This window comes from Prodigiosinella aquatilis (assembly GCA_030388725.1).
GTDB classification, from domain to species: Bacteria; Pseudomonadota; Gammaproteobacteria; order Enterobacterales; family Enterobacteriaceae; genus Prodigiosinella; species Prodigiosinella aquatilis.
The window spans coordinates 1384059-1410830 of the sequence record CP128857.1 but is presented as its reverse complement, the minus strand read 5'-3'; the positions used below and the strand labels follow the sequence as shown (position 1 = coordinate 1410830).

Sequence of the window (26772 nt, the reverse complement as noted above, 5' to 3'; positions counted from 1 at the left end):
AAACGTTCTGTTTACTGAATAACCCGCTGCGGACCTTCGCTTCATCAATAATAAAGCGCCATTTACCGAAAAGAAGGAAAGTGGTGATCTACACACGAAAACGCCCAAATCTAGTCAAAGTGCTCGGTAAATGCAACCGCCCCACCAAAATCAACTTGTCTTTTGTTGCTCAGGATCAATAACGGGCAGGCGCAGCATAAAAACCAGCAACACAGCCAAAATAGCCAGTAGCAAGCCTCTGACCCAGGTAATTTCCACCATCCAGAGTGATAAAACAAATGTTGCTATAATTACAGCAATCGCTTTTCCTTTCACCCGTGGTGGCAAAGCACGGTATTGCTGCCAGTGACGAAGATAACCGCCAAACAAAGAACGGTAAAGCAACCAATGATGAAAACGTGGCGATGACCGAGCAAAACACCAGGCAGCCAGTAGCAGGAAAGGTGTCGTCGGCAATAACGGTAATATCACGCCAAATGCCGCCAGAATCACCGCCAACCACCCGATGACGATCAGAAATCCACGATACATGCACACCTCTTTTCTAAATGATAGCTACCCGCATTTAACTTTATCATCACATTTGGCTTTTTACCGGATAATATCCTCTGTACTGTAAAAGCTGAAATAGGGCCTACGTATTGTATCTATCAGGATTAACAGGCAAGCTTGCCGCCCATGCCAATGGTGAGGAAACTGTGTGAATACGCAAACATTGTTGCAAGCGCTGGAACACCAGATAACAACCCTGGCGCAGGAAATCGCCTCTGTTGCCACACATCCCGCTTCACAATCTCGGTTTGATCGTCAGTTGTTCAGCTGTTACGGCACTCGATTAGGCGATTATCTGCATGAAGTACAACAAAACCATCAGCATCTCCGGCAATATGTTGCGGAAAAACGCACCGAACGAGTAGCATTTATGGCGGAAAAGCTGTTGGCGCAAATCACAGCGCTACAACGTGAATTAGCGACGCAGCAATTACGCCAGCAAGAACCAACTTCTGCTCCACCGAAGGATCTTTACCATAAACTATCCGAACATCAAGATTTTGAGCGCCGTCTGCTGGCAATGATTCAAGATCGTGAAAGCCTGTTATATCAACAAACTATACTCAGCGAACAACAACGACTGCAAAAAGAATTGGCTGCATTGGAAGGTCGGCTCCTGCGATGCCGGCAGGCATTGTCTCGTTTAGAAAAACAGATAGAGCGACGGGAACAGGGCCATTAAGCCTCGTGGTATCAGGCAATATCTGCTATATCTAAAAACCGGACTTAGAGCAATAGGAAAGTGGACTCACTATGTCACTGGAAAATGCAGCTCCCGAAGTCAAGCTGGCGGTAGATCTCATTATGTTGTTAGAAACCAATCATGTTGAGCCTGAAATCGTGCTGGCTGCGCTGGATATTGTACGCAGGGATTATCAGCAAAAAACACAGCACAAAGAAGACAACATGGCAAGATAAGGTGTTTGCTCCGCCGGAGCAAGATTGCCCTTTCTTGCTCCGACAGACTCTGGCTTATTCGACATTCAGACTATCATCTGTCTGTTAGCGGGAAACTTCTTTAAACTCAGCGCCCTGATTGTTATGCAGATAAACTTCCAACTGATTGAAAGCAATATTAATATTATTTTCCCGGCACAGGCGATCAATCGCTCGATTGAGCTCATCCACGGTATAGCTGCGGTCACCCAGTTCCCGGACATACAATCGCAGCTCGTGATCCAATGAGCTGGCACCAAACTCCAGGAAAAAAACTTGTGGTTCAGGGTCAACCATAACTCGAGGGTTCTCCCGAGCCGCCTGTAACAGCACCTCTTTTACTTTGTCCAGATCCGAGCCATATGCCACACCAATACGAATAATGACACGCGTAATCGTATCTGACAGTGACCAGTTGATCAGCCGCTCTGTCACAAAGGCCTTATTAGGGATGATGACTTCCTTGCGGTCGAAATCCGTAATCGTGGTGGCACGAATACGGATTTTGCTCACTCCACCGGAAAACGAACCAATGGTGATGGTGTCGCCGATGCGCACTGGACGCTCGAACAGAATAATCAGACCAGAGACAAAGTTGGCGAAGATCTCCTGCAAGCCGAAACCTAATCCGACAGATAATGCTGCCACCAACCATTGCAGCTTATCCCATGATACGCCCATCGAACTTAAAGAAGTTGCAGCACCGATAATCGTAATCAGATAAGTCAACATCGTGGTAATGGCATAGGATGTCCCCTGACGTAGTTGGAGTCGGGAAAGAACCAGTACCTCCAGCAAACCGGGGAGATTTCGGGTCATCACATAAGCCACAACAATAATCAACAATGCGACCAGAAGATTACCCAGTGTCACCGCCTGCAAAACACTACTGCCAGCAACAGAGGTGTTGTAGTGCCACAACGTAATGCTGTCCAGATAAGAGAATACGGTGATCAGTTCTGACCAAATCCAGTAGAACGCCACGGAAAAAACAAGCAACAGCACCATCGTGGCCAAACGCAACGACTGTTGACTGATCTGCTCTAGCGCCAGAGGTGCTTCCGGAACTGGCTCACTGCCTTCCGCGCCCTCTTTAGCCATATTCTGCCGTCTTGCCAGCGCACGACGATAAGCCAGACGACGGGCCGCAACACTGAGTCCTCGGATTATTGTCATATAAACAATATTCCATACCATCCATAGACAGAGTGTTTCTATCCAGCGTGCCGATAGCCGTAAGGTAGTATAGAAATAACCATTGAACATCAAGCCAATCAGGAATAGCGGCATGAGAACAATGACAGTCACAATGATAAGTCTGGCAGTATGACGATCTTTTTCACGCCAACTGTCTCGGCACAATGGGAAAACCAGAACAGTCAGCAAAATCAGGTTACAGACGATAATAATCTGTCCAATAACATCGTCAGCCAGATAAAGTGGCATTTTGTCGCCGATCACTGACCAAAAAACCAGCGGCAGTAATGCGCTCCCCAGCCTCACCGTTTGTCGGCGATAATGCGCACAACGTGAGGATGGAATACTAAAATGGTGTTCACAAAGACCAGCGGGTTTCAAGCTGATATAAGTCATCCCGAATACCAGCCAGAGCAACGCTAAATTTTCACTCAGTAGCCAGGAAAAACTACTGATCTGGCTATCCATCTTTTTCAACCATATCCCCAGGGCAAGAATAATCAGCACCCCGGGTAAGGTTTTTAACACAACCAGCAGAATAACCTGCGGCGTGTGAAGCTGGCTGTCTCGCTTAAGCTGACCGACATCATCCGACAGCTTGTTCATGTAGTTATCAATCGCCTTGCGTCGCCAATAAATCAGCCCGATAGCAAGCAATGATGGCACTACAAACAACAGTGATTGCAGTGTGCCCTGCAATAATTGTGCTGGCTTCAGCGTCAAATGCAGATCATTTACCTGCTGCTTCAGCGCTGATGGCAAATCTTCCAGCCAGCTCCAATCCATTGGTTTATTGCTGTTTACCCAGAAAATCTGCTGCGTTAACGTGTGCTGCAAAGAGGTATTAATACCCAGTAACTGCTGCCTGTTGATTTGTAGGTTTATAGCCAACATCAGTTGATTACCCAGTTGCTTGTTGAGCTGATCAAGCAACTCTCTTCGCATGTCCAGCACTTGTCCCAAAGCATCGGTTACTTCCGCATCAACCGGCTTATTACTGCGTGCTAACAATTTCTGGATATATTCGTCCCCGCGGAACAACACATCACGTTGCTGATTAATATCGAATTGCTCAAGACGTAAGTCAGCAATCTGCGCACTCATGTCACTCAGTGAATCAGCAGAAGGCAGGTTAAGCTGCTGCTGATAGAGAATCCGCGATAATAACAAACTGCCCTTTAATACTGTCACCTGCTCTTTCAGATTACGCTCAGACTGAGAGGCGCGATCCAACCAATTTTTTACCTGAATAGTTTGCTGGACCAGCGTATTGCTCTCTTCGGTAGCTTTGATCAAGCGCTGACTAAGCTTTTGATTTATATCCATTTCCATTTTCACTAATGGATTTTCTTGGATGCGTTGTAAATCTTCGGAATTTTGCGCTTCTTTGGCAGTTTTTTCAGAAAGGTTCAGACGCTTGCCATTAATAATGCCTTGCAGTGCCTGAACCATGCGTTCCAGTTGGTTAATTTGTGCCGCAGTATAATCACGCTGTTTCTGTAATAAATCCTGCAAGGTCGTATTCACCTCCAGGCTTTTACGCTGCTGCTCCATTTGCAACGTCACCAGAGCTTGCTCTGCCTGCAACAATACCTGCTGACTCGAGCGCAAAGGCGCTTGATTCGATTCCAATCCATTGAGTTGGTTACGTAACTTCTGGCTACGCTGCAAAGCAGCAACCAGAGCGCTTTGTACACGCTCTGGTTGAGTTTGCAGAGAAATTAATTGACTGTTGTAGGTAGAAAGGTTTTCCTGAGCAGATTGTAAATCATTCAGTGTTTCGTTCAGATGTGCTTCGAGCTGTTTGAGGGATAGAGATTCTAATGATTTAGGTACATCATCCTTGCTCGTCGCATTGAGAGCATCCAGATCTCCGCTGACCTGTTTTAATTTGGCAGGTGCCTGCGCTGCCTCCTGTTTAAGCTGACTAGTCTCCTGCTTTACCCGATCAATGGTATCCAATACATCAAGAGTTTGTGTTAAATCCTGCTGGGTCAGCTTATCCATCGGCGTGAGGTTTTTTTGTTTATTCAGTATATTCAGCCGACTTTGGATTTCACTATGCGTTGGCAAATCACTTCCAGCTTCCACCGCGGGTGAAAACGAGAGTATGGCAAGACATATCATCGATATGTGTAACATATGACAAAACACAAAATCGAGGCGATAATCAGAAAAAACTGAACGAAGACGGAGCGAAACCACTGGCCAGTAAACCATGATACATCATCAAGTTGATGGAAATACTTTAGCTTACCATGACTCGTTACAACAAAGTATGAGGATTGTCAGGTAAAAGTAACACTTTCCTCCACGCATTATCTACCGGCACAGGATTACTCACGTTGACCGCGCAATGCCGGACTGGTACGAAGCATATCAATTAAAATATCCACCAACAGAGGAGATTCCTCCTTCAGGTTAAAGCTGCTCGGCATAAATAACCAGTTTTCCATGATACCGGAAATATAAGCGCGCGTTACAATAGCGGCCCGCCTTACGTGAAGATTGATAGGCAGCAACCCTTGGCGAATACAGTGCTCCAAGTTTCCTTCTATTTGTAGATAACAATCGAGATACAATTCTTTACGTCCGTTGTATAATGGCATCATTTCCCCGACAAATTCACACTTGTGAAAGATTATTTCCATCATCGAACGCCATCCTGGATCAGACTCGGTGAGCTTCAGGATATAAATCAGTATTTCTCGCATCACATGCAGTGGATTATCGGGAAATTTTGCCTGATACTCGGTTTCGAAATCAGTAATTTTAGACTCTGCTCGCGCCCAAATTTCATCAAAAAGTTCAGCTTTGTTTTTAAAATGCCAATAAATAGCGCCACGGGTCACACCGGCAGCAATTGCGATGTCAGACAATGATGTAGAAGAAACCCCACACTCAGAAAAAAGATGTAGTGCAGCATCCATTATTTGGATTTTTGTTTCCTGAGCTTGTCGTTTGGTTTTTCGTGCCATAGCGCCGCTTTTACAAAAAAGTGCGATTTACATACATTCGAGAATGTATGTAACATAGCATGAGTAGAACATTACCGCAGCAATGGGTTTAAAAGCTTGTGATCCATTGACCAATTTCAAATCGGACACTTGAGGTTTATTTATGAACAAAAACAGAAGGCTTACACCTCTGGCAGCAGTGCTGATGCTTTCTGGCGGCTTAGTGCTCACGGGATGTGATAATAAAGGGAACCAACAGGGGGCACATCAAAGCCTTCCTGAGGTCGGCATCGTCACGGTAGCGGCACAACCTCTCAATATCACAACAGAACTCCCCGGGCGCACGAGCGCTTATCGTATTGCAGAAGTTCGCCCTCAGGTAACCGGTATTATCCTGAAAAGAAATTTCGTAGAAGGCAGCGATGTCAAGGCAGGCTCATCGTTATACCAAATTGATCCTGCTACCTATCAGGCACAGTATAACAATGCCAAAGCCTTACTGTCTCAGGCCCAGGCTAACGCAGCAATCGCTCATCTGACAGTTAAGCGCTATAAACCATTGTTGGGTACCAATTACATCAGCAAGCAGGATTATGACCAGGCGGTTGCTACTGCTCGTCAGGATGATGCATCAGTAGAAGCCGCAAAAGCGTCTCTGGATTCAGCACAGATCAATCTGGCTTATACGCGGGTGACCGCGCCGATCTCCGGTCGAATCGGTAAATCGACCGTCACTGAAGGTGCGCTGGTTTCCAACGGTCAGTCCACAGCTTTAACAACTATTCAGCAGCTTGATCCAATCTATGTTGACGTAACCCAATCCAGTAACGATTTTTTGCGTCTAAAAAGAGAGATGGAAGACGGCACACTGGAGCAGAGTAATGGGAAAGCCAACGTCCGATTATTACTAGAAAATGGGACTGAATATGCCCAAAAAGGTACGCTGGAGTTTTCTGATGTCACTGTAGATGAAACCACCGGTTCTATTACTCTGCGAGCCGTATTTCCCAATCCACAGCATAACCTGCTGCCAGGTATGTTTGTGCGTGCGCGTTTAGATTCCGGTATAAACAACAACGCCATTCTGGTACCTCAACAGGGAGTAAGCAGAACACCACGCGGTGATGCCACAGTAATGGTGGTGGATAAAGATAATAAAGTAGAAGTTCGCTCGATTGTCGCCACTCAGGCTATTGGAGACAACTGGCTGGTGACATCCGGTGTTAAATCTGGTGATCGCGTGATTGTTTCTGGCCTGCAGAAAATCAGACCAGGTATCCAGGTAAAAGCCCAGGAAGTGACCTCCGATAATACCCAACAACCTCAGTCACAGCCCGCTAAGTCTTAACAGGAGCCGGTAATCAATGGCTAAGTTTTTTATAGATCGCCCCATCTTTGCATGGGTAATCGCCATTATGGTGATGCTTACCGGGATGCTGGCAATTGTTAAACTGCCCGTTGCGCAGTACCCGACTATTGCACCACCAGCAGTACAGATCACCGCATCTTATCCAGGTGCTGATGCTAAAACACTTCAGGACAGTGTCACGCAGGTTATCGAACAGAATATGAATGGTATCGATAATCTGCTGTATATGTCTTCCAGTAGTGACTCTTCAGGTACAGCGCAAATTACCCTGACCTTTGATGCCAAAACCAATCCCGACATTGCCCAGGTTCAGGTACAGAATAAGCTACAGTTGGCAATGCCGCTGCTTCCTCGGGAAGTACAACAGCAAGGCGTGAGTGTTCAGAAATCCAGCAGCAGCTTTCTGATGGTTATCGGTTTTATCAGTGATGATAAAAACATGACTCAGCAGGATATTGCTGACTACATAGGCTCCACTATTAAAGACCCAATCAGCCGTGTAATGGGCGTAGGTGATACTGAGTTGTTCGGTGCCCAATATGCCATGCGCATCTGGCTCGATCCTAACAAGCTGAATAACTATCAGCTCACCACATCAGATGTGGTGAATGCCATTACAGTGCAAAACAACCAGATTGCCGCTGGTCAACTGGGTGGTACTCCGTCAGTTCCAGGGCAAAAACTGAATGCGTCCATTATTGCGCAAACTCGCCTTAACTCCCCTGAGCAGTTCTCTAACATAATCCTTAGGGTCAATAAGGATGGCTCTCAGGTGCGTCTTAAAGACGTAGCAAGAGTAGAGCTGGGAGGGGAAAGTTACAGTACTGTCGCACGCTACAATGGTCAGCCAGCCTCTGGTCTCGGTATTAAACTTGCTACTGGAGCCAATGCGTTAGATACCGCCACTGCTATAAAGGCGGAAATAGCAAAACTGCAACAGCAATTCCCGGCAGGGATGAAGGTAGTTTACCCCTATGACACCACACCTTTCGTTACGATTTCGATCAACGAGGTAGTGAAAACCCTGATCGAAGCTATCGTTCTGGTGTTTTTGGTGATGTATCTGTTCTTGCAAAACTTCCGTGCAACGCTGATTCCTACTATTGCAGTGCCGGTAGTATTGTTAGGGACTTTTGCGATTTTGTCTGCGTTTGGTTATTCCATTAATACACTGACAATGTTCGCGATGGTGCTAGCCATCGGTCTGCTGGTAGATGACGCCATTGTTGTCGTGGAAAACGTCGAACGCATAATGACCGAAGAAGGTCTGTCCCCCAAAGAAGCAACACGCAAATCGATGGGGCAGATTCAGGGGGCATTGGTCGGCATCGCGCTTGTTCTATCAGCTGTATTCGTTCCTATGGCTTTCTCTGGCGGTTCAACCGGGGCCATCTATCGACAGTTTTCTGTAACCATCGTGTCAGCCATGGTGCTTTCAGTGTTAGTGGCGTTGATTCTAACCCCTGCGCTTTGTGCCACAATTCTGCAGCCAACCATCAATCATGGTCACGATGAAAAAAGAGGCTTATTTGGTTGGTTCAATAAACTATTTGGAAAAAGTACCACTCACTATTCTGATAGTGTTGCCAGAATACTGCACAGTACCGGCCGCTATGTTCTCCTTTATATGATTATCGTGGTGGGCTTGGGGCTGTTGTTTACACGGATACCAAGCTCTTTCCTACCAGAAGAAGATCAAGGGGTTCTGTTGACCATGGTGCAATTACCTGTCGGGTCGACACAGGAAAGCACACAGAAAGTTCTCGACAAAGTAAGTAATTACTATCTGGAGCATGAAAAAAATAACGTTAAGTCCGTTTTTACTGTTAATGGCTTTGGTTTTGCTGGTCGAGGCCAAAACATGGGTCTGGCGTTTGCCAGCCTGAAAGACTGGAAGGAACGTCCTGGTTCGAAAAATAAAGTTAGTGCTATTATCGGAAGGGCTTACGGCGCACTTTCACAGATTAAAGAAGCGTTGGTCATCCCTTTTAATATTCCGGCTATTGTTGAGCTAGGCACTGCCAGCGGATTTGACTTCGAGCTCATTGACGAGGGTAATCTTGGCCATGAAAAATTGATGGCAGCTCGTAACCAACTGTTGGGAATGATTGCTCAACATCCTGATACGTTGATACGCGTACGTCCGAATGGCATGGAAGATACGCCGCAATATCGGATTGACATCGACCAGGAGAAAGCAGAGGCATTGGGAGTCTCGATTTCTGATATTAACTCAACGCTTTCTACTGCATTAGGTGGTAGTTACGTCAATGACTTCATTGATCGTGGCAGGGTGAAAAAAGTTTATGTTCAGGCTGATGCCCCTTTCCGTATGTTGCCCAAAGATATCCAGAACTGGTATGTCCGTGGCACATCAGGGCAAATGGTCCCTTTCTCCGCATTCTCATCAGCACATTGGGAATACGCCTCACCTCGTCTGGAACGCTATAACGGCTTACCTTCTATTGAACTGGTGGGTGAAGCTACTCCGGGTAAGAGTACTGGTGAAGCAATGGCAATGATGGAGAAATTGGCATCGCAATTACCGAAAGGTATTGGCTTTGACTGGACCGGGATGTCTTATCAGGAACGTTTGGCTGGTAACCAGGCTCCTGCATTGATCGTTGTTTCAGCCATTGTCGTGTTCTTATGCCTGGCAGCGCTGTATGAGAGTTGGTCTATCCCATTCTCAGTTATGCTGGTTGTTCCTCTTGGTGTATTGGGTGCGGTTATTGCAACCAGCATGCGTGGCTTGGAAAATGACGTTTACTTTAAGGTAGGGCTGCTGACCACCATCGGGCTTTCAGCGAAAAATGCTATTTTGATCGTCGAATTCGCCAAAGATCTGATGCAAAAAGAAGGTAAGGGTTTAATAGAAGCAACGTTGGATGCCAGCCGTATGCGTCTACGTCCTATTCTGATGACATCATTGGCCTTCATTCTCGGTGTTCTTCCGCTCGCTATCAGCACGGGTGCTGGTTCTGGCGCACAGAATGCTGTCGGCACCGGTGTGATGGGGGGGATGATTACGGCAACAATACTCGCCATTTACTTTGTGCCTGTATTCTTTGTTGTCGTTCGACGCCGCTTCGATAAAAAGAAAGGTAATGATGTGGTAGATCAATCTATAGAACACCATTAAAAATATCTATTAGTAGTGATTAAAAGGCCGATGACGCGCTGAGGGATCCCCACAAAATCAGCGCTAATAAACCAACACCATACTTCGGTAGGTTTTGGCGAGGTGATTAAGAACAGCGTGCAATGCTGTTTGTTTTAATGTCAGCGGAGAGTGTCGCAAGACATTCTCCGCTAATGTCAGATAATAGATAACCCGTCGTGATTTTACGCTGTTGGCCTGATATCTCAGATGTAACCTTTTATTTTCAGCGTCACAGCCCAACAACCACTGTACGGCTGTGGCTAGTCTCGCCAGCAGACTCAGGACCAACAGGCACCCTGACGTACTACTGTGACCACCACGCAGACCAAAGCCAAAGCGTTCGCTTTTCTCGTCACGAAAGTTCTGCTCAATCTGCACTCTGTAGCTGTAAAGTTTCATCACTCCACGCGGCTTAAATTCGTCTGTGCTGCTGAAAATAGACGCAGCAGGGTATTTCCCCGCCCCCACCCAATAAAATCCCAGCCCAGTGTTTGATATGCCGGAACCAGGCATTCTGGAACCCGGCATCAGCAACAATAATGACCTTCTTATCGGGCGCAATGGCATTGTGTAGCACATCCAGAAAAGCCGTTTGAATTTGGGAGTTCTGCTGCTTGTCAGAAGGGACAACCTGGCGCATCAGGGGGAGGGAGCGGCTATCGGCGCGCAGAACATGGAAAGTCTATGAAGGGTAACCTCCCAGTCGACAGCGATAACACACAATGAAAGTCGCTGAGTCAGTAGTGAGGTAGTATTTTTGAATATCAGTGGGGTATCGCTGTGAAGTGGGACATTCCCCAGCAAACGGTCAATGCGTTTAGTCTTGTTTTTTACCTGTGCAGACCTGGGTAGATATCATCCGATACGGGTCAGGGTGAGCGATGCGCCACGCGTTAAAGCCACAGTCGCATCGAGAAGGGCATTCTGTCGATATTGGTGAAACGAGGCTAAAGCGCCCTGGAAAAAGTTCTGGCATACTTGTCAGGCAGACATAGAGATGATCTTATTGAATTGGTGGAACAATCAGTAGATCACATAACGCTATGCCTGTCCTCTTTTACCCGCCATTACTGGGGATCCCTCAGCGCTGACGCAGCTTTTTTTATTCACTACTTAAGCCAACAAAACGCCTACGCCCCTTGCCTTGAAGCTTCAAACCATATTTCTACACCTCGTTTTCTTTCACTTTAAAATCCAATTGTTGATCAATCAGTCAAAAAAGAGCAACACAAAAGTTATGTTATAACATTATATTAACATCTTTATGAAACCCGTCATCCAGACGAACTATCGTACAAAGGTATTTTATGACATCAGTGATTGTATTTTTTTACAAGGTAGGTCCAGCGAAGATTAATGCATAACCCATTAAGCGGAAAGGAAAGATGTATATCTATACCCAATAGATTTCAAGATGCAGGAAGACGGCAAGAGAGAGTCTCAATGAGCGTACTCAGGTAAATGATTCGGGTAAACGGACGCAGCCAACACACTTGCAACTTGAAAGATGACGATTATATGTTAATGTTGATATTTCCCTTGTCTCACCTCCTTACTACACGGGAAAACAGAAATAATGTTTCACAGTAGGACGCGCTACCGGCGCTCTCGAAATGCTTTGGCTGACTTTTGAAATCCTAGCACTATCCATGCAGGTACTAAGCGCACACCATGCAGCTAAAACACCTCATAAAGATTGTATTGCTGTTCAACGATACGAGCATCGCGGTGTAATTTGTAAAACAAACCTTCGATTCCACACCATACGATGGAAAAAAGAAATGGTGATAATGTGGCTGAACAGATAACCATTAAAGAGATGTACCAGTATAGCGTTTCTCTTTTATTTTAATTATTTATAAAACAATAGGATAAATATTTTTTACTTTTTATTGATACTCATCGGCGAGACAGACATATAAGCTCAACCAAATAACCGGTACCCAATCACGGATTAAAGGTAAAAAAAGGTAAATAAAATTAGACAATGGCCGATTAATATACTGCAATGTGGAAAAATGGGGCAACCCCGATAGCAATGTTAGGTACAAAAAATGACACCAAGGTACAAGTAAGACTGATTTTTTTGCTATAGTTAAGACAGAATAATTTTTGATAGTGAAGTTGGGTCATTCTTTAACATTCACCTCATCGCCTTTGTTTGGTCTTCACCCAGTAATTCGAGGCATACTGAGGGGGCATTCTATCTTCTGCAATTCATCACTCTACCTGTTTAGCAGGTGTTAACCCTAGTAACACTGATCGCGGTTTAACGGAGGGATTGAAATGGATGAGTACTCACCTAAACATTATGATATTGCCCAACTCAGATTCTTATGTGAAAATCTGCGCGATGAAAGTATCGCTACGTTAGGTGATAGCAGCCATGGCTGGGTTAATGACCCTACATCTGCTGTCAATCTTCAGCTAAATGAACTTATTGAACATATAGCTGCATTTATTGTCACCTATAAAATTAAATACCCGAACGACGAAGAACTTTGCGAGCGGGTTGAAAAATACCTAGACGATACCTATATTCTTTTTAGTAACTATGGCATCAATGATGGCGAGTTACGTAGATGGCAGAAATCCAGGTCACAATTATTCAGAATGTTCTCGGAAAAGAGCATCTGTACGGCAGTCAAAACTTAAGCAATAATTTGTCTTATACTTATTCTAATCCAGGAAAATTCATAAAGGTTATTATGAAAAAAATAGATTATTTGATGCGTTTACGTAAATGCACCTCCATCGACACACTTGAACGTGTTATTGAAAAAAACAAGTATGAACTTTCAAACGATGAGTTGGAAATGTTCTATTCTGCAGCTGACCACCGCCTGGCCGAGCTGACTATGAATAAGCTTTATGACAAGGTTCCTGTTGCTGTTTGGAAATACGTACGCTAGTTGTTAATTAATTGCGAGAGCATTAGCAGCGCTAAATACACTGGGCCGGTATCAATATCGGCTTTTGTTTTTATAGGCTATGTAGTGTTATAGCAAAAGTTGTAACAAACTGTATGAGAGAATCGATAATGTATTGTTCTACTTTTAAATTATGACTTAACCAATACAGACAATATAATCACTTCTTTTTTGTCAAATGCATCCTGCCAACAGCATTGATAAATAAAAATTTTGTTTTTTATATTATGCGATAAGCGTACCAAAAACCATTTACGACTGAATAACGATTAAAGAATCGCTGTCGTTAGTCACGAACGGAGAAAGACTGAAATTGACATTACAAAAATGGTGGGGGCCCTGCCAGCTACATCCCGGCACACACATCGTCTGCTGCGGCTGCTTCCTTCCGGACCTGACCGAATTCACAGAGTAGTGTTGCGGGAGAACCGACAGAGCCCCCATTGACAGCTCAACTAGTGTAAAGCGGTGGGCATTATCTGTGATGGACTATGTAATTGCAAGCCTACATCATCTAATCGCTGTTTTCTTACTCGCTACCCGTATTATACTTCCTATTTTATCATCTAAATCAGTATGAGACTTACAATGCCTAACAATAAGGATAATTTTCGTCAACGCGTTTTTCATATTGTTTCGGCCATTCCCTATGGAAAGATTGCCACCTACGGGGATATTGCATGTTTGGCAGGCTCCCCACGAGCAGCTCGTCAGGTTGGCGGAATATTGAAAAATCTCCCTGAATGCACCAAGCTACCATGGCACCGGGTTATTAATCGTAAGGGGGAAATATCGTTGATAGGTAACGACTATCTGCGACAAAAAAACGCACTTGTAGCCGAAGGGATTCAATTTGATGAAACAAACAAAATAAATTTACATCTCTTCCGTTGGCAGTACACATCCTAGATTTCCTTCAGAGTGTATAGCATCAGGGTCGTGGCTCAAGGTTATTACGCTGAAGTTAAATAAACAGATCATGCAAAGAATTATTATAGGTTATGCATCCGTATCGCCAGAGGTCTAGTTGGAGCAGGCCTTGCGATACAGGATAGGACACTGAAAGTTAAGATTACAGGGACCCTGTAGGTTGGAAGCCCTATCATAACGACGATTCCCCTCCCCAGCGAGTATAATTGAAAATGCGATACCACCCAAGGTAGATCATAATTTCATGTGACAGGTCTCTTTTTCTTATTGTCTGATTATAATCTCCTCATGTGGAACTCTCTTATAGCTACTATTCCAGTCAATTTGCTTTTTTATAGACATCTTATTTATAAGGATAAAACTATGAGTCAGGCATTGCAGAATCTGCTTAATCTGCTTAATTTGGAGAAACTTGAGGAGGGGCTATTTCGCGGACAAAGTGAGGATCTTGGATTACGGCAAGTATTTGGAGGACAAGTTGTAGGACAGGCGCTTTCAGCTGCGAAACAGACAGTTCCCATTGAAAGATTCGTTCACTCCTTTCACTGCTACTTTTTATTACCTGGAAATAGTCAAAAACCGATTATTTATGACGTAGAAAAATTACGTGATGGAAATAATTTCAGTACCAGACGCATTCGCGCCATCCAGAATGGAAGGCCTATTTTTTATATGACCGCCTCTTTCCAAAACCGAGAGGTCGGATTCGAACACCAAAATGTCATGCCTCAGGTCCCATTACCAGAGGGGCTACTTTCCGAACAAGAGATTGTACGAAGCATATCGCATCTGTTACCTGAACAATTCAGCGACAAGTTTACTCGCGAAAGGCCCATTGAGATACGTCCGGTAAAATTTCACAACCCTTTCAAAGGCGAAGTAGAGAAACCATGCAGGAATGTATGGTGCAAAGCCAATGGCGACATGCCGGACGATGAACGGACACACCAGTATCTGTTGGGCTACACGTCAGATTGCAACTTCTTATTGACGGCATTACAGCCTCACGGTGTTGGGTTTATGGAACCGGGGATGCAAGTCGCCACCATCGATCATTCAATGTGGTTCCACCGCCCTTTTCGCTTAGATGATTGGCTGCTTTATTCAGTAGAAAGTACTTCTGCTTCTGGATCCAGAGGATTCGTCCGCGGACAGTTCTACTCCCGTGATGGTATCTTGGTTGCCTCCAGCGTTCAGGAAGGTGTAATACGCCGTCATAGTGTTTAAAATTCAGACATAAAAAACCACCTGCTAGAGGTGGTTTAATGGTAAAGGAGTGAAGTCCCACGCCTTGGGATAATTAACGATTACTGGTTGTATGCATTCTCACCATGGCTGTTCACATCCAGACCTTCGCGTTCCTGTTCTTCCGGTACGCGCAATCCAACAGCCATATCCGCAACTTTGAAAGAAATAAATGCGGCGACGCCAGACCATACAATACAAACGACGACGCTGAATAGCTGCACCCACACCTGATGAGTCATGGTTACACCTTCAGCATAGCCCGTACCACCCAGTGAGGCAGAAGTGAACACGCCAGTCAGGATGCAACCGACAATACCACAGACGCCATGAACACCGAACACATCACACGGATCATCGACACGTAACCATCTCTTCAATACCGTCACGCCCCACAGACCTGCGAAACCTCCAGCCAGACCGATGATCATTGCACCGCCGATACCAACAGTACCTGCAGCAGGCGTGATAGCCACCAGACCGGCGATACAACCAGAGCAAGCGCCAAGTAAAGAAGGTTTGCCTCGAGCAACCCACTCACCAAACACCCATGCCAGAATAGCGGCAGCGGTTGCAATCACAGTAGTCAAGAATGCTAGTGCAGCGATACTGTTGGCACCGCTGGCCGAACCGGCGTTAAAACCAAACCAACCAATGTACAAAATAGCGCAACCGATACATACCATTGGCAAGTTGTGTGGTTTAAATGCTTCTTTACCAAATCCAACTCGTTTACCCAACAATAATGCGCCAACCAGGCCGGCAACAGCAGAATTAATATGCACAACCGTACCACCGGCAAAATCCAGTGCACCATCAGCCGCCAGATAACCACCACCCCAGACCATATGTGTCATCGGCAGGTAAGACAACGTGAACCAAATCGCAACGAAAATCAGCACAGCAGAGAAACGGATACGTTCTGCAATAGCACCAATAACCAGGCCAACAGTAATACAGGCAAACGAAGCTTGGTAAGCGACGTGAATAAACTGGTAGAACGTCCCGCTCTGCGAGTTAATATTAATGCCATTCAGCATAAAGTTAGTCAGGCTACCGAAGAACGCATTGCCTGAACTAAATGCAATACTATATCCATAAACTACCCACAGGATACAAACTAAAGCAAACGACACCATTACTTGAGTCAGCATGGATAACACGTTTTTAGAACGGTTTAAACCACCGTAAAACAATGCAATACCAGGTATAGTCATGAAAAGTACCAGAGCGGTACAGATCATCATAAAAGCGTTATCCGCTTTATCAATAGCAACTGTATCTGCCATCGCCCATGTGGGGAGCATGGCTGCCATACCGAGGCTCAACGAGAAAGAAAGTTTCTTCATTTTTCACTCATCCCTATTCATAAAACCAAATCAGGTAGTTGTTATAGTGCGGCTTCGTCAGTTTCGCCGGTACGGATGCGGATAACACGCTGTAATTCAGCGACGAAAATCTTACCGTCGCCAATTTTTCCGGTATAAGCCGCTTTACTGATCACATCAATGACCTCATCAAGCTGATCGTCAGCAATAGCAATATCGATTTTCACTTTCGGCAAAAAGTTAACACTGTACTCTGCACCACGATACAGCTCCGCATGCCCTTTTTGACGTCCGAACCCTTTCACCTCAGTGACGGTAAGCCCCTGGATGCCCACAGAAGATAAAGCCTCACGTACATCTTCCAGCTTGAACGGTTTAATCACTACAGTAACCAGTTTCATCCTCATCTCCCTAACCATTAAGTCCAGGCCTTCGCCCGTCACTATCAAATGTGTATACGCCATCAATAAAGCAAATGGTGTGCCATAAAATGATTTATCTTAACCAAAGCGGTAAAACATGACAGGCTCACGTTAACAAACAGATGATGGTTTATAATATGAGCACTAGAGAAGAATATAGTACATTCTGGTAGCACTATTTTGGTGCAATACGCCTAATTGCAGTGCATCTTAAGGAGGCAAAAAAGAAACAGCTGCTAATTTATGGTGCGTGTCTTTGCACTGAAGAAAGACCACAGGGACTCAAGAGAGCTCGGTAATAGTTTCATGTCGTTCCGTGGCTGTGAGCTCTTTCCCCGCCAATTGCAGTTGATACATTTGATAATAGCGACCCTGAAGGGTAAGTAACTGTCCATGTGTACCCTGCTCCACCATCTTTCCATGATGGAGCACCAGGATGCTATCTGCGTCTACAATGGTCGATAGCCGATGTGCAATTACAATCAGTGTGATTTGTTCGCGGATAAGCTTTAGTGCCTGTTGAACAGCCTGCTCCGTCCCGGAATCAATATTAGCCGTGGCTTCATCAAGGATCAGGATCTTTGGCGCTTGCACCAACACTCGAGCTAACGCCAATAACTGTTTCTGTCCCACAGAAAGGTTATTGCCCTGTTCTCCAATACGACTATGGATACCTTCCGGCATTCGGCGAACCAGTTCGTCAAGCTGAACAGCTTCCAGTGCTGCCCAGACTTTTTCTTCACTGATAGCACGTCCTAATGCCACGTTAGCGTACATTGAATCCGCCAGCACCACTGGATCCTGCTGTACCATAGCCACATTATGGCGCAAAACCTGATGAGACAGTGTTGACAATGGTCGGCCGTCAAGACGAATCTCCCCACTATCAAGCGGGTAATATCCCATCAGCAAATTTGCCAATGTACTTTTACCGCTACCAGTATGCCCGACCAATGCAACAAAGCCGCGTTCGGGTACGGTAAAAGAGATATGTTGTAATACTGGTTTCCCTGCATGATAGGAAAATGTGACATCATCAATATCAATACGCCCGCTGGCGAGCATCTGTTGATCGCTACCGTACTGCTGCTGAGCCCCATCCATCAGTTCAAAAATTCGCTCACCCGCCACTACAGCCTGCTGCAACATAGATTGTTGTGTCGTCAGTTCTATCAATGGCTCATTCAAACGCCCCAGATAGTTAACAAAAGCATACAGAACCCCGACGCCAACAGAACCGATGGAACTGAAACCGAACTGGATCAATAAACCACATAGCACCAGCGCTGAAAACAGGCTCATCAGTGGACGCAACAAAAAGCCGTTCAACCTCAGTGTTTGCACACGTGTCTGATAATGTAACTGACTTGCAGAATTCAGCTTTTCACCGAAACGGATTTGCTGACGGAATTGCTGGATAACATTCATACCATTAATAACTTCATTAAAGCCGTCATTAATATCTGCCAGATAGCTACGCATCCGACGAACGATAGGCGTGCTGTAGCGTTGATAAATTATCATCACAATGATAACTGCCGGGAAAATAGCTAAAACCACTAAAGCCATACGCCAATCCAGGCTGAACATTGCCACCAGCATTGCACCAATCAAAGCAGCACTGCGTAATACGGTGGAAACCACCATCACATAAAGATCTTTTACCACTTCAGTATCATTGGTGACACGGGAAATCAGTTGCCCAACAGGTTGTGTATCAAATGTAGACAGCGGCTGGCGCAACGCAGCATCCATAACATCAATTCGCAACTGCTGCACCACGCCAACCGAAACACGATTGAACACGATGGCCTGAAAATAGTGCAATGTTGCAGCCAGCACCTGTAAAAGCACATAAGCCACGGTCAGGCCCGTGACTATCAACAGCGGGAACTTCCCTTTCGCTACCAGTTGGTCAATGAAATAACTGACTAATGCTGGTCCGGTGACTTCAGCCGCAGCAGCAATCCATAACATCAACACACCTTGGGCTAGTGGTTTACGCCATGGAGAACCATACGCAAGCAATCGTTTCAGCGTCGGCCATAATGGATGGGAATTATCCATCTTTCTTTTCCCCATCAACAGGTAAGTCGTCCAACGCCGCTTCCAATTGCTGATAACGATACATGTCCCGATACCAACCTGCCTGCTGTGATAACGCCTGATGATTTCCTCGTTGCACAATACTTCCCTGCTGAAGAACTAAAATTTCATCGGCATTGGTCAATGCTGAAAGCCGATGAGCACAGATAATTAACGTTCGTTTTTCACCCCACTGGCGAAGGTTGTGCAAAATGCGATGCTCAGTACGACCATCAACAGCTGACAACGCATCATCCAGCACCAATATCTCAGCTTTTAGCAACAAGGCACGGGCGATGGCAATACGCTGTTTTTGCCCCCCAGACAACATCACCCCCTTGTCTCCGACTTCAGTCTGATATCCTTGAGGTAAACGTAAAATATCGTCATGTACACTGGCTAAACGAGCTGCCTCTTCGATTTGCTGCTGAGTAGCATCCGGCCTTCCCAATGCAATATTATTCGCTACTGTATCAGAGAACAGAAAGGGCGTTTGTCCGACAACAGCAAAGCGGTGACGCAAGTCATCCAGTGATATCTGACGCAATGGCGTCTGGTGATAATGAATTTCACCTTGCTCAACATCGAAATAACGCAAAAGTAACGACAGTAAGGTACTTTTCCCTGAACCAGTCTGACCACATAACCCCAGAACATCGCCTGGTTTCAAGGTAAAACTAACGTGGTTAAGCACCGATTGAGTATGGTCGGGATAATGGAATGATTGAATATCCACCACCAAGGTTCCTGCGCTTGCGGGAAGTGAGCAGTTACCATCTGCAACAACCGGCTCCTCCGAGAGTAACTGTCGTATACGGCTGTACGCTGCGCTACCTCTCTCAACGATATTGAACATCCAGGCCAGTGCCAACATCGGCCAAATCATCAGTCCTAAATACATCACAAAGCTGGTTAATAGCCCCAGCGTCAACGAACCATTAATCACGAGCCAACTCCCCCCACCGATAGCCAGCAAGTTTGAAAAACCAACCGCAATATAAATAGTGGGGTCAAAGCGGGCATCAACGCGGGCAACATGGATATTTTTTTCCCCCGCATCCGCAGCAACCAGAGCAAAGCGATGTGACTGATAATCTTCCAGACCAAAAGCTTTAATCATTCGGATACTGGTCAGGCTTTCCTGCGTTTGATCGTTCAATGAGGAGAACGCAGCCTGCGCCGCTCTAAAACGCTGATGGAGCTGCGTACCATAATACTTGATTACCATTGCCATTACCGGCATTGGTACTAATGCCAATAACGTCAGTTGCCAACTGATCTGAGTACACATTACAACCAGAACTGCGCATCCCATCACCAGTGAATCAACCAGCATCAAGACACCTTCACCCGCAGCAAACACTACGCGATCCACATCATTAGTGGCGCGGGCCATCAAATCACCCGTACGGTGATGCAAATAAAAAGCGGGGTTCTGGCGACTTAACTGGCAATAAAAATCTTTGCGCAGTTCTACCGCCAACTGGTAGGACGCACTAAACAACAACACGCTCCATAAGTACCGGAGCAGGTAAATAATAATTGCCGTAAGCAGAAGAATACCAATCCACCGAGTGATAGCTGCAGCAGACATGGTATTTTGAGTAACGCCATCAACAATAATTCCAACTACTTTAGGTGGCAATAATTGCAGAATGGCAATAATGATTAACAGTATTACCGCGCTCAGATATCGTTTCCATTCGCGGCGAAAATACCATCCAAGTTGAGTAAAAAGTCTCACGCAGTCTTAATTCCAGTTGCTAAGCAAGCGTCGTTGTTATATTGAATAGAGAAATATTATACATAAAGCTGATAACTGATAGATTTTATATCTGAAGCGGCAAAGCAGTAGTATGTTTTATACGTTCCATAGCAAAACTGGAAGTTACATCCACCAGACCGGGAATACCATTAACCAGCCGCTTGTAAAAATTATCATAGCTCTTCATATCAGCTACCTGAACCTGCATCAGATAATCATACTCGCCAGCCATCCTGTAAAATGCCAAAACTTCTGGCATATCCGAAACAAAACTGGTGAACTCACGATACCAGGAACTGTTATGCTGCTGAGTTTTCAGCAAGACAAATGCCGTCAACACCAATCCAAGTCGATCGCTATCCAGCAATGCCACACGCGCCCGGATGTACCCATCTTCATCAAGACGCTTAAGGCGTTTCCAGCAAGGTGTCGACGTCAGATTCACTGCATCTGCCAGCACTTGCAATGACAAGGTACAGTCCTGTTGCAACAACGAGAGTAAAGTACGGTCAGTTTTATCTAACATTCCGTCACCCAATAGAAAATATTTCTCCTATTTAGTGCATATGCAGTGAAAAAGGCAATCTTTTTTTCCTGAGTAACCGTTACGCTACTGCTATCGTTGCCAACAGAGTTTTTCATTATGACCAACACCTGGATAAAAGAAGCCATCAGCACCATTGAAGCAGACTATCAACGTTCGGCAGATACCCATTTGATCCGCGTGACATTACCACACTATCCCGGTATTTATTTTTATTTAAAAGATGAGAGCACTCACCCCAGCGGCAGCCTGAAACATCGGTTGGCTCGCTCACTGTTCCTCTACGGCTTAAGCAACGGCTGGATAAAAGAAAACACCCCGATCATTGAGGCATCTTCAGGCAGTACTGCTGTTTCAGAAGCCTATTTTGCCCGCCTGTTAGGGTTACCGTTTATTGCCGTCATGCCTGCATGTACCGCAAAACGCAAGGTGGAACAAATTGCGTTTTACGGTGGCAGTTGCCATTTTGTCGAACAGTCCAGACAGATTTACGCGGTTTCAGAACAACTCGCCCGAGACCTGAATGGTCATTACATGGACCAGTTCACCTATGCAGAACGAGCAACCGATTGGCGTGGTAACAATAACATCGCCGATAGCATTTACCGGCAAATGTCCCGTGAACCATTTCCAGTACCCGATTATCTGGTCATGAGCGCCGGCACTGGGGGTACCTCGGCCACATTAGGACGTTACATTCGCTACAAGGGACTGGATACACAATTGGTCGTCGTAGATCCGGAAAACTCGGTATTTTATGACTGTTATCAGCATAAAGATCCCATGATTACCGGTCAGTATAGCAGCCGTATTGAAGGAATTGGTCGCCCACGTGCGGAGCCGTCGTTCATCCCAAGCGTTATTGATGAAATGATCAAAGTACCCGATGTTGCCAGCATCGCCACTATTTACTGGCTGGAAAGTATTCTGGGCCGCAAAGTCGGTCCGTCCACCGGAACCAATGTCTGGGGGATGTTACAACTGGCTAAAAGAATGGTAGATGAAGGACGCGGGGGTTCTATCGTTACCCTACTGTGTGACAGTGGTGAGCGTTATCTGGATACCTACTACAACCCTTACTGGGTAGCGGAGAACATCGGCAATATTGCACCTTATTTCCAACAATTAGCAGAAAAAACCACCGATGAATTCACACCGGTTTGATCCCCTAGAATCCTTCTCTGAACAGCGGGAGAGTTTTCAGGTACCATATCTTTTTCTATGATACGTGAAGTTATATGACCGACGTTATATAACAGCATGGAGACCCATCCCCGGTAAGGTGAATCAGAATGAAAAGCGCAGTTGTTGTTTTTAGTGGTGGACAGGATTCCACGACCTGCCTGATACAGGCACTGAAGCAATATGATGAAGTCCATTGCGTTACCTTCGACTATGGACAACGTCATCGAGCTGAGATTGAAGTAGCCAAAACGCTCGCACAACAACTGGGAACCAGATCGCATAAGGTGCTTGATGTCGGTTTACTTAATGAATTAGCCATAAGCAGCCTGACCCGTGACAACATTCCGGTACCTGAATTTGAAGCCGACCTTCAGGGACTTCCCAGTACTTTCGTTCCCGGACGTAATATTCTGTTTCTGACGCTAGCCTCAATTTATGCCTATCAAGTTGGTGCCGAAACCGTAATCACTGGTGTTTGTGAAACGGATTTTTCCGGCTACCCAGACTGCCGAGACGAATTTGTCAAAGCGCTTAATCAGGCAATTGCTCTCGGGTTAGCCAAAGATATTCGTTTCGTAACACCTTTAATGTGGCTGAATAAGGCTGAAACCTGGGCCTTGGCCGATTACTACCATCAGTTGGATACGGTCAGAAATAATACACTGACTTGTTACAACGGTATCAAAGGTGAAGGGTGCGGCCACTGTGCAGCCTGCCACTTACGCGCCAAAGGTCTGGAAGAATACCATCGGGACCCCGTTGGGGTCATGGCATCACTGCGCCATAAGACAGGCTTGTAGTAATTATACAAAGACGTTCAGACAATTATCACTGTCTAGTCTGAACACCGTCCTTTGATATGACTCTCTCATCTATTATCTGAGATGGCTGTAATCTCAAACACAATTTGGTCCATTCTCCGGAGAATGGACCGGACGAATATCCTCCAAACGTACTGCCTCAAGGCAGGTAGAAAGCACTGTTTACATGATGAAATGCCCAATATTATAGCCACGAACAGTGATATGGGTTTGTGTTGTCTTACAATAGTCGTCTCAGGAAAGAACCTGTTCACTTGATACGCACGACAAAGGTTCGCAGCCAGGTGAATCTGCCACACCAGGCCGCGAACGATATCACAGTTTTAAACGAGACAGATTCCGTCCGACTAGCGAGGCACCAATCCCTGGAACCTCCTGTAGTTGTTCTATCTGGGTAAAAGGACCATTTTGTTCACGGTAGGTAACAATAGCTTGTGCTTTTTTCAAGCCGACCCCATTCATAATCGCCGCCAGTTGCTCTGCTGTTGCCGTATTGATATTTACCTCGTCTTCATCGCTGTCAGCTATGATTGCTTTTTCCAGTTTCTGTTTTGGTACAGACGATCTCATAACCTCCGATGATTTTTCCAGTGCACCTTTCTGTTCAACCGTAGTGGCTTGTACCATTACCGTTAAACCAGATAATCCCATTCCAACAATCAGGCAAAGCGCTTTTATTCCTGACTTTTTCATGCTGTTTCCTCCTTGTGTTTGACAGCATCATCACATTGCCGCAACGTCAGATAATCAGCAAACCTCAAAGTTAAAATGTGGAAAAGGCCGCGAAAGCGGCCTTTGTTTATTGCAGAGATTTGCAAATGTTTGCGAGGACGATTACTGTTCCTGGACGACTCTACCCAGTTTGATTGTTGCTTTGCTACGCAGGCTGCTAATCAGCGAATCAAACAGTGTGCCAACAGCCCCTTGTTCAAGCTGGGAAACAAACTGCGTTTTCTGTTGTTCTTCCAGGGTGTGCGGCTTAACGCTATCTAGCGCTACCAACACAATATTACCGGCCTGATCCTGAGCAATTCCATAAGAAGGTTTATCCTTCTGCGGATGTGGCAAAGAGAAAACAGACTCAGCCATCACATCATTCTGAGCAACAGAGGACATAGTTCTTGGTTCGCTGAAACTCAAGCTTGCGGCCTTGAGACTATCATCCTTGCCTTGTTTCAGATCGACCAGAATTTTTTCAGCTTCTACCCGGGCCTGTTGCTCCGCTTTCTGACGCTTCAGGGTCTGAACCACCAGATCATGAACCTGGTCCAGTGGTTGAGTAGTTTCAGCTTTATGATCAGTGATCCGAAGAACAAAAGCACGATCACCATCAACGGTGATGACATCAGAGTTATTGCCCGGCGCACCATTTTCACCTAACAGGGAACCGCCAAAAATAGCCTGGGTTACCGGTTGGAAATTCAGCGCTGCTGGCGGCTTGTCACGTGTAAACCAACCCGTCGATATAGCTTTGGTGCCTGAAACCTGCTCAGCCGATGCCAAAGATTCGTTATCATTGGTGGCAGCGTCACTCACTTTCTGCTGCAACGCATAATATGCATCCAGCGCCTTCTCGCGCTTAACCTTGGCAACCACCTCGTCTCTGACATCATTCAGTGGCTTGATACGCTGAGGCTGAATGTCATCCAACCGAACAATCAGATAACCGACTGAAGACTTGATCACACCAGATAATTGGCCCTTCTTCGTCAGGTTAGCCTGTTTCAGTTCATCCACCGTGGAATCAGCATCCATCCAGCCCAGATCACCACCCTTAAGACGAGAAATGACATCTGTCGATTCTTTTTTAGCCAAGGTAGCAAAATCAGCCCCTTTCTTCAGCTTATCCAGAACAGCGTTAGCATCAGATTCACTTTTAACCTGAATCACGCTATATCTCTTACGCTCTGGCTGAGAAAAATCGCTTTTATGCTGATCGTAATACTGAGTAACGGCTGCATCATCTACCGTGGTTTTATCCATGATAGCGGCAGCATCCAGCATGATATAGCTGACTTTAAACTGTTCAGGCGCGAGATAACGACTCTTGTTCTGATTATAGAAGTTCTGTATCTCTTCATCGGTAACCGTTTGGGTTTTCGCACGATCAGCAATATTGATAGTCGCAGTACGAATAGTCCGGTCCTGTGCCGCCATAGAAATCAAGTTATCGATTTCCTTCGGTAACAGAAAATCGGTATTACCTAGTCCATGAATCAATTGCTGTGTAATCAACTGTTTGCGTAATAATTGAGCGTAAGCATCGGCTGTCAGACCAAGACGACGAACCTGAGCCAGGTATTTTTCGTTATCAAACCGATTATTGGTCTGGAATGCGGGCACTGCAAAAATCGCCTGTTTAACTTGCTCATCGCTAATGCTCAAACCAAGCTTATGTGCATACTGATCCAACAACACTTCATCGATCAATTGTGACAATACCTGATTACGCATCTGCTTCATGTAACCATCGTTACCAGCCAAAGCGGAAAAATTGTCCCCCAGCATTTCCTGCTGACGGCTACGCTCGTTCTGTACCGATTGCTCCAGTTGAGCACGGGAAATTTCCTGTCCATTAACCTTCGCAGCATAATCACCTGAGCCACTAACCAGGTAACTGCCTACGCCAGTCAACACAAATGAACCGATGATCAAGGCCAGAATAATTTTAAGCACGACGTTATTAGCGGCCGCGCGTAAATTGTCCATCATAATGTGACAACACTCCGCTGTAGAATGGATAAAACTCCCTGCGCAAGCCGTAGCCATACGTCCTTGCTATTGCTATAGCCGAAACCGGCTAGGGCGCATTCAACCTTTTGACTGATAATAATAATCCTGACTATCAGTAAAAAAGGCACACCATAAAATGGCGTGCCCTCTATCTTACCCTACCAGTAACTTTGCGTCAGGTAATGTTTCCGGGAGAAACCAGCATTCCCAGAGCTTTTCTGTTCAATGATCAGTTAACTGCATCCTTCAGCACTTTACCGGCACGAAAGCCCGGCACTTTTGCTGCCGGGATACTAATTTCTTTTCCAGTCTGTGGGTTGCGGCCAGTACGTGCTGCGCGTTCACGCACAGAAAAAGTGCCAAATCCCACCAAAGCAACATCATCTCCTGTTTTCAGAGATTCGGTAACAGACCCGATAATTGCATCTAACACCCGCCCTGCTGCCGCTTTGGAAATATCAGCATCTGCGGCAATTTTATCGATCAATTGTGACTTGTTCACACTTTCATCCCCCTCTGAAATCTTGTAATCATGATGTCTTTTTTAAAAACACGATACGTAACTTTCATATAGATTCTGTCAAGTCATCCCAAACGTTATCGATAAACC

The 26772-nt window shown here is 45.6% G+C and carries 21 protein-coding genes, 1 other RNA gene and 1 pseudogene; 10 read left to right on the top strand and 13 right to left on the bottom strand.

Annotation, left to right across the window (positions count from 1 at the left end):
- Window positions 1-150 precede the first annotated feature (150 nt).
- Complete coding sequence (locus tag PCO85_06625) at window positions 151-531, bottom strand: DUF454 family protein (GenBank protein WJV55089.1); 381 nt, start codon at window positions 529-531, stop codon at window positions 151-153.
- A 169-nt stretch (window positions 532-700) separates the two neighbouring features.
- On the opposite strand from PCO85_06625, the gene PCO85_06620 reads away from it, so the two are divergent.
- Window positions 701-1234, top strand: a complete 534-nt coding sequence (locus PCO85_06620) for a primosomal replication protein (protein ID WJV55088.1) — start codon at window positions 701-703, stop codon at window positions 1232-1234.
- A gap of 71 nt (window positions 1235-1305) precedes the next feature.
- Window positions 1306-1470 carry a pleiotropic regulatory protein RsmS gene (rsmS, locus tag PCO85_06615; protein ID WJV55087.1) on the top strand — a complete coding sequence of 55 codons (165 nt, stop codon included), beginning with the start codon at window positions 1306-1308 and terminating at the stop codon, window positions 1468-1470.
- A gap of 84 nt (window positions 1471-1554) precedes the next feature.
- Here rsmS and mscK read toward each other — a convergent pair whose 3' ends face one another.
- Window positions 1555-4827, bottom strand: coding sequence for a mechanosensitive channel MscK (gene mscK / locus PCO85_06610; protein WJV56014.1), 3273 nt, complete (start codon window positions 4825-4827; stop codon window positions 1555-1557).
- Window positions 4828-5021: 194 nt separating this feature from the next.
- Entirely contained in the window at window positions 5022-5663 is a 642-nt protein-coding gene (acrR, locus tag PCO85_06605) for a multidrug efflux transporter transcriptional repressor AcrR (protein WJV55086.1), read from the bottom strand.
- Window positions 5664-5805: 142 nt separating this feature from the next.
- Here acrR and PCO85_06600 point away from each other — a divergent pair, with 142 nt between their 5' ends.
- Together PCO85_06600 and PCO85_06595 are read left to right on the top strand one after the other, a co-directional pair.
- Entirely contained in the window at window positions 5806-6990 is a 1185-nt protein-coding gene (locus tag PCO85_06600) for an efflux RND transporter periplasmic adaptor subunit (GenBank protein WJV55085.1), read from the top strand.
- Between the two features lie 16 nt (window positions 6991-7006).
- Window positions 7007-10153 (top strand): efflux RND transporter permease subunit, encoded by a 3147-nt coding sequence (locus PCO85_06595; protein WJV55084.1) that lies wholly within the window; start codon window positions 7007-7009, stop codon window positions 10151-10153.
- 63 nt (window positions 10154-10216) lie between these two features.
- On the opposite strand, the pseudogene PCO85_06590 reads toward PCO85_06595, so the two are convergent.
- Window positions 10217-11167 (bottom strand): annotated as a pseudogene (locus PCO85_06590) (transposase).
- Between the two features lie 1293 nt (window positions 11168-12460).
- On the opposite strand from PCO85_06590, the gene tomB reads away from it, so the two are divergent.
- Window positions 12461-12829, top strand: coding sequence for an Hha toxicity modulator TomB (gene tomB / locus PCO85_06585; protein WJV55083.1), 369 nt, complete (start codon window positions 12461-12463; stop codon window positions 12827-12829).
- 53 nt (window positions 12830-12882) lie between these two features.
- Window positions 12883-13086 (top strand): HHA domain-containing protein, encoded by a 204-nt coding sequence (locus PCO85_06580; GenBank protein ID WJV55082.1) that lies wholly within the window; start codon window positions 12883-12885, stop codon window positions 13084-13086.
- A gap of 355 nt (window positions 13087-13441) precedes the next feature.
- On the opposite strand, the gene ffs is transcribed toward PCO85_06580, so the two are convergent.
- Window positions 13442-13538, bottom strand: an RNA gene (ffs, locus tag PCO85_06575) — signal recognition particle sRNA small type.
- Between the two features lie 154 nt (window positions 13539-13692).
- Here ffs and PCO85_06570 point away from each other — a divergent pair.
- Together PCO85_06570 and tesB are read left to right on the top strand one after the other, a co-directional pair.
- On the top strand, window positions 13693-14013 hold the full coding sequence (locus PCO85_06570; GenBank protein WJV55081.1) for an MGMT family protein: 321 nt from the start codon (window positions 13693-13695) through the stop codon (window positions 14011-14013).
- Window positions 14014-14397: 384 nt separating this feature from the next.
- Window positions 14398-15261 carry an acyl-CoA thioesterase II gene (tesB, locus tag PCO85_06565; GenBank protein WJV55080.1) on the top strand — a complete coding sequence of 288 codons (864 nt, stop codon included), beginning with the start codon at window positions 14398-14400 and terminating at the stop codon, window positions 15259-15261.
- 80 nt (window positions 15262-15341) lie between these two features.
- On the opposite strand, the gene amtB is transcribed toward tesB, so the two are convergent.
- The 5 genes from amtB to PCO85_06540 form a co-directional block, all read right to left on the bottom strand.
- Window positions 15342-16628, bottom strand: coding sequence for an ammonium transporter AmtB (gene amtB, locus PCO85_06560; protein WJV55079.1), 1287 nt, complete (start codon window positions 16626-16628; stop codon window positions 15342-15344).
- Window positions 16629-16669: 41 nt separating this feature from the next.
- On the bottom strand, window positions 16670-17008 hold the full coding sequence (glnK, locus tag PCO85_06555; GenBank protein ID WJV55078.1) for a P-II family nitrogen regulator: 339 nt from the start codon (window positions 17006-17008) through the stop codon (window positions 16670-16672).
- Window positions 17009-17311: 303 nt separating this feature from the next.
- Window positions 17312-19096, bottom strand: a complete 1785-nt coding sequence (locus PCO85_06550) for a SmdB family multidrug efflux ABC transporter permease/ATP-binding protein (protein ID WJV55077.1) — start codon at window positions 19094-19096, stop codon at window positions 17312-17314.
- The gene (locus PCO85_06545) at window positions 19089-20858 is read right to left on the bottom strand and encodes a SmdA family multidrug ABC transporter permease/ATP-binding protein (GenBank protein ID WJV55076.1); all 1770 of its coding nucleotides are present in this window, start codon (window positions 20856-20858) and stop codon (window positions 19089-19091) included. The genes PCO85_06550 and PCO85_06545 overlap by 8 nt, the downstream gene beginning before the upstream one ends.
- An 85-nt stretch (window positions 20859-20943) precedes the next feature.
- Window positions 20944-21405, bottom strand: a complete 462-nt coding sequence (locus PCO85_06540; protein ID WJV55075.1) for an Lrp/AsnC family transcriptional regulator — start codon at window positions 21403-21405, stop codon at window positions 20944-20946.
- A 117-nt stretch (window positions 21406-21522) separates the two neighbouring features.
- Between PCO85_06540 and PCO85_06535 the strand changes: the two genes are divergently transcribed.
- Complete coding sequence (locus tag PCO85_06535) at window positions 21523-22587, top strand: PLP-dependent cysteine synthase family protein (GenBank protein ID WJV55074.1); 1065 nt, start codon at window positions 21523-21525, stop codon at window positions 22585-22587.
- Between the two features lie 128 nt (window positions 22588-22715).
- On the top strand, window positions 22716-23408 hold the full coding sequence (queC, locus tag PCO85_06530; protein ID WJV55073.1) for a 7-cyano-7-deazaguanine synthase QueC: 693 nt from the start codon (window positions 22716-22718) through the stop codon (window positions 23406-23408).
- Between the two features lie 336 nt (window positions 23409-23744).
- Here queC and PCO85_06525 read toward each other — a convergent pair whose 3' ends face one another.
- The 3 genes from PCO85_06525 to hupB form a co-directional block, all read right to left on the bottom strand.
- Entirely contained in the window at window positions 23745-24122 is a 378-nt protein-coding gene (locus tag PCO85_06525) for a helix-hairpin-helix domain-containing protein (protein WJV55072.1), read from the bottom strand.
- Window positions 24123-24263: 141 nt separating this feature from the next.
- Window positions 24264-26141 (bottom strand): peptidylprolyl isomerase, encoded by a 1878-nt coding sequence (gene ppiD, locus PCO85_06520; protein WJV55071.1) that lies wholly within the window; start codon window positions 26139-26141, stop codon window positions 24264-24266.
- Between the two features lie 250 nt (window positions 26142-26391).
- Window positions 26392-26664, bottom strand: coding sequence for a nucleoid-associated protein HU-beta (gene hupB / locus PCO85_06515; GenBank protein WJV55070.1), 273 nt, complete (start codon window positions 26662-26664; stop codon window positions 26392-26394).
- Between the last annotated feature and the right edge of the window lie 108 nt (window positions 26665-26772).

Bases quoted from the DNA above. Each gene is read 5' to 3' on its own strand.
- PCO85_06625 (WJV55089.1), bottom strand. From the start codon at position 531: ATGTATCGTGGATTTCTGATCGTCATCGGGTGGTTGGCGGTGATTCTG.
- rsmS (WJV55087.1), top strand. From the start codon at position 1,306: ATGTCACTGGAAAATGCAGCTCCCGAAGTCAAGCTGGCGGTAGATCTC.
- mscK (WJV56014.1), bottom strand. From the start codon at position 4,827: ATGTTACACATATCGATGATATGTCTTGCCATACTCTCGTTTTCACCC.
- acrR (WJV55086.1), bottom strand. From the start codon at position 5,663: ATGGCACGAAAAACCAAACGACAAGCTCAGGAAACAAAAATCCAAATA.
- PCO85_06600 (WJV55085.1), top strand. From the start codon at position 5,806: ATGAACAAAAACAGAAGGCTTACACCTCTGGCAGCAGTGCTGATGCTT.
- PCO85_06595 (WJV55084.1), top strand. From the start codon at position 7,007: ATGGCTAAGTTTTTTATAGATCGCCCCATCTTTGCATGGGTAATCGCC.
- tomB (WJV55083.1), top strand. From the start codon at position 12,461: ATGGATGAGTACTCACCTAAACATTATGATATTGCCCAACTCAGATTC.
- PCO85_06580 (WJV55082.1), top strand. From the start codon at position 12,883: ATGAAAAAAATAGATTATTTGATGCGTTTACGTAAATGCACCTCCATC.
- PCO85_06570 (WJV55081.1), top strand. From the start codon at position 13,693: ATGCCTAACAATAAGGATAATTTTCGTCAACGCGTTTTTCATATTGTT.
- tesB (WJV55080.1), top strand. From the start codon at position 14,398: ATGAGTCAGGCATTGCAGAATCTGCTTAATCTGCTTAATTTGGAGAAA.
- amtB (WJV55079.1), bottom strand. From the start codon at position 16,628: ATGAAGAAACTTTCTTTCTCGTTGAGCCTCGGTATGGCAGCCATGCTC.
- glnK (WJV55078.1), bottom strand. From the start codon at position 17,008: ATGAAACTGGTTACTGTAGTGATTAAACCGTTCAAGCTGGAAGATGTA.
- PCO85_06550 (WJV55077.1), bottom strand. From the start codon at position 19,096: ATGGATAATTCCCATCCATTATGGCCGACGCTGAAACGATTGCTTGCG.
- PCO85_06540 (WJV55075.1), bottom strand. From the start codon at position 21,405: ATGTTAGATAAAACTGACCGTACTTTACTCTCGTTGTTGCAACAGGAC.
- PCO85_06535 (WJV55074.1), top strand. From the start codon at position 21,523: ATGACCAACACCTGGATAAAAGAAGCCATCAGCACCATTGAAGCAGAC.
- queC (WJV55073.1), top strand. From the start codon at position 22,716: ATGAAAAGCGCAGTTGTTGTTTTTAGTGGTGGACAGGATTCCACGACC.
- PCO85_06525 (WJV55072.1), bottom strand. From the start codon at position 24,122: ATGAAAAAGTCAGGAATAAAAGCGCTTTGCCTGATTGTTGGAATGGGA.
- ppiD (WJV55071.1), bottom strand. From the start codon at position 26,141: ATGATGGACAATTTACGCGCGGCCGCTAATAACGTCGTGCTTAAAATT.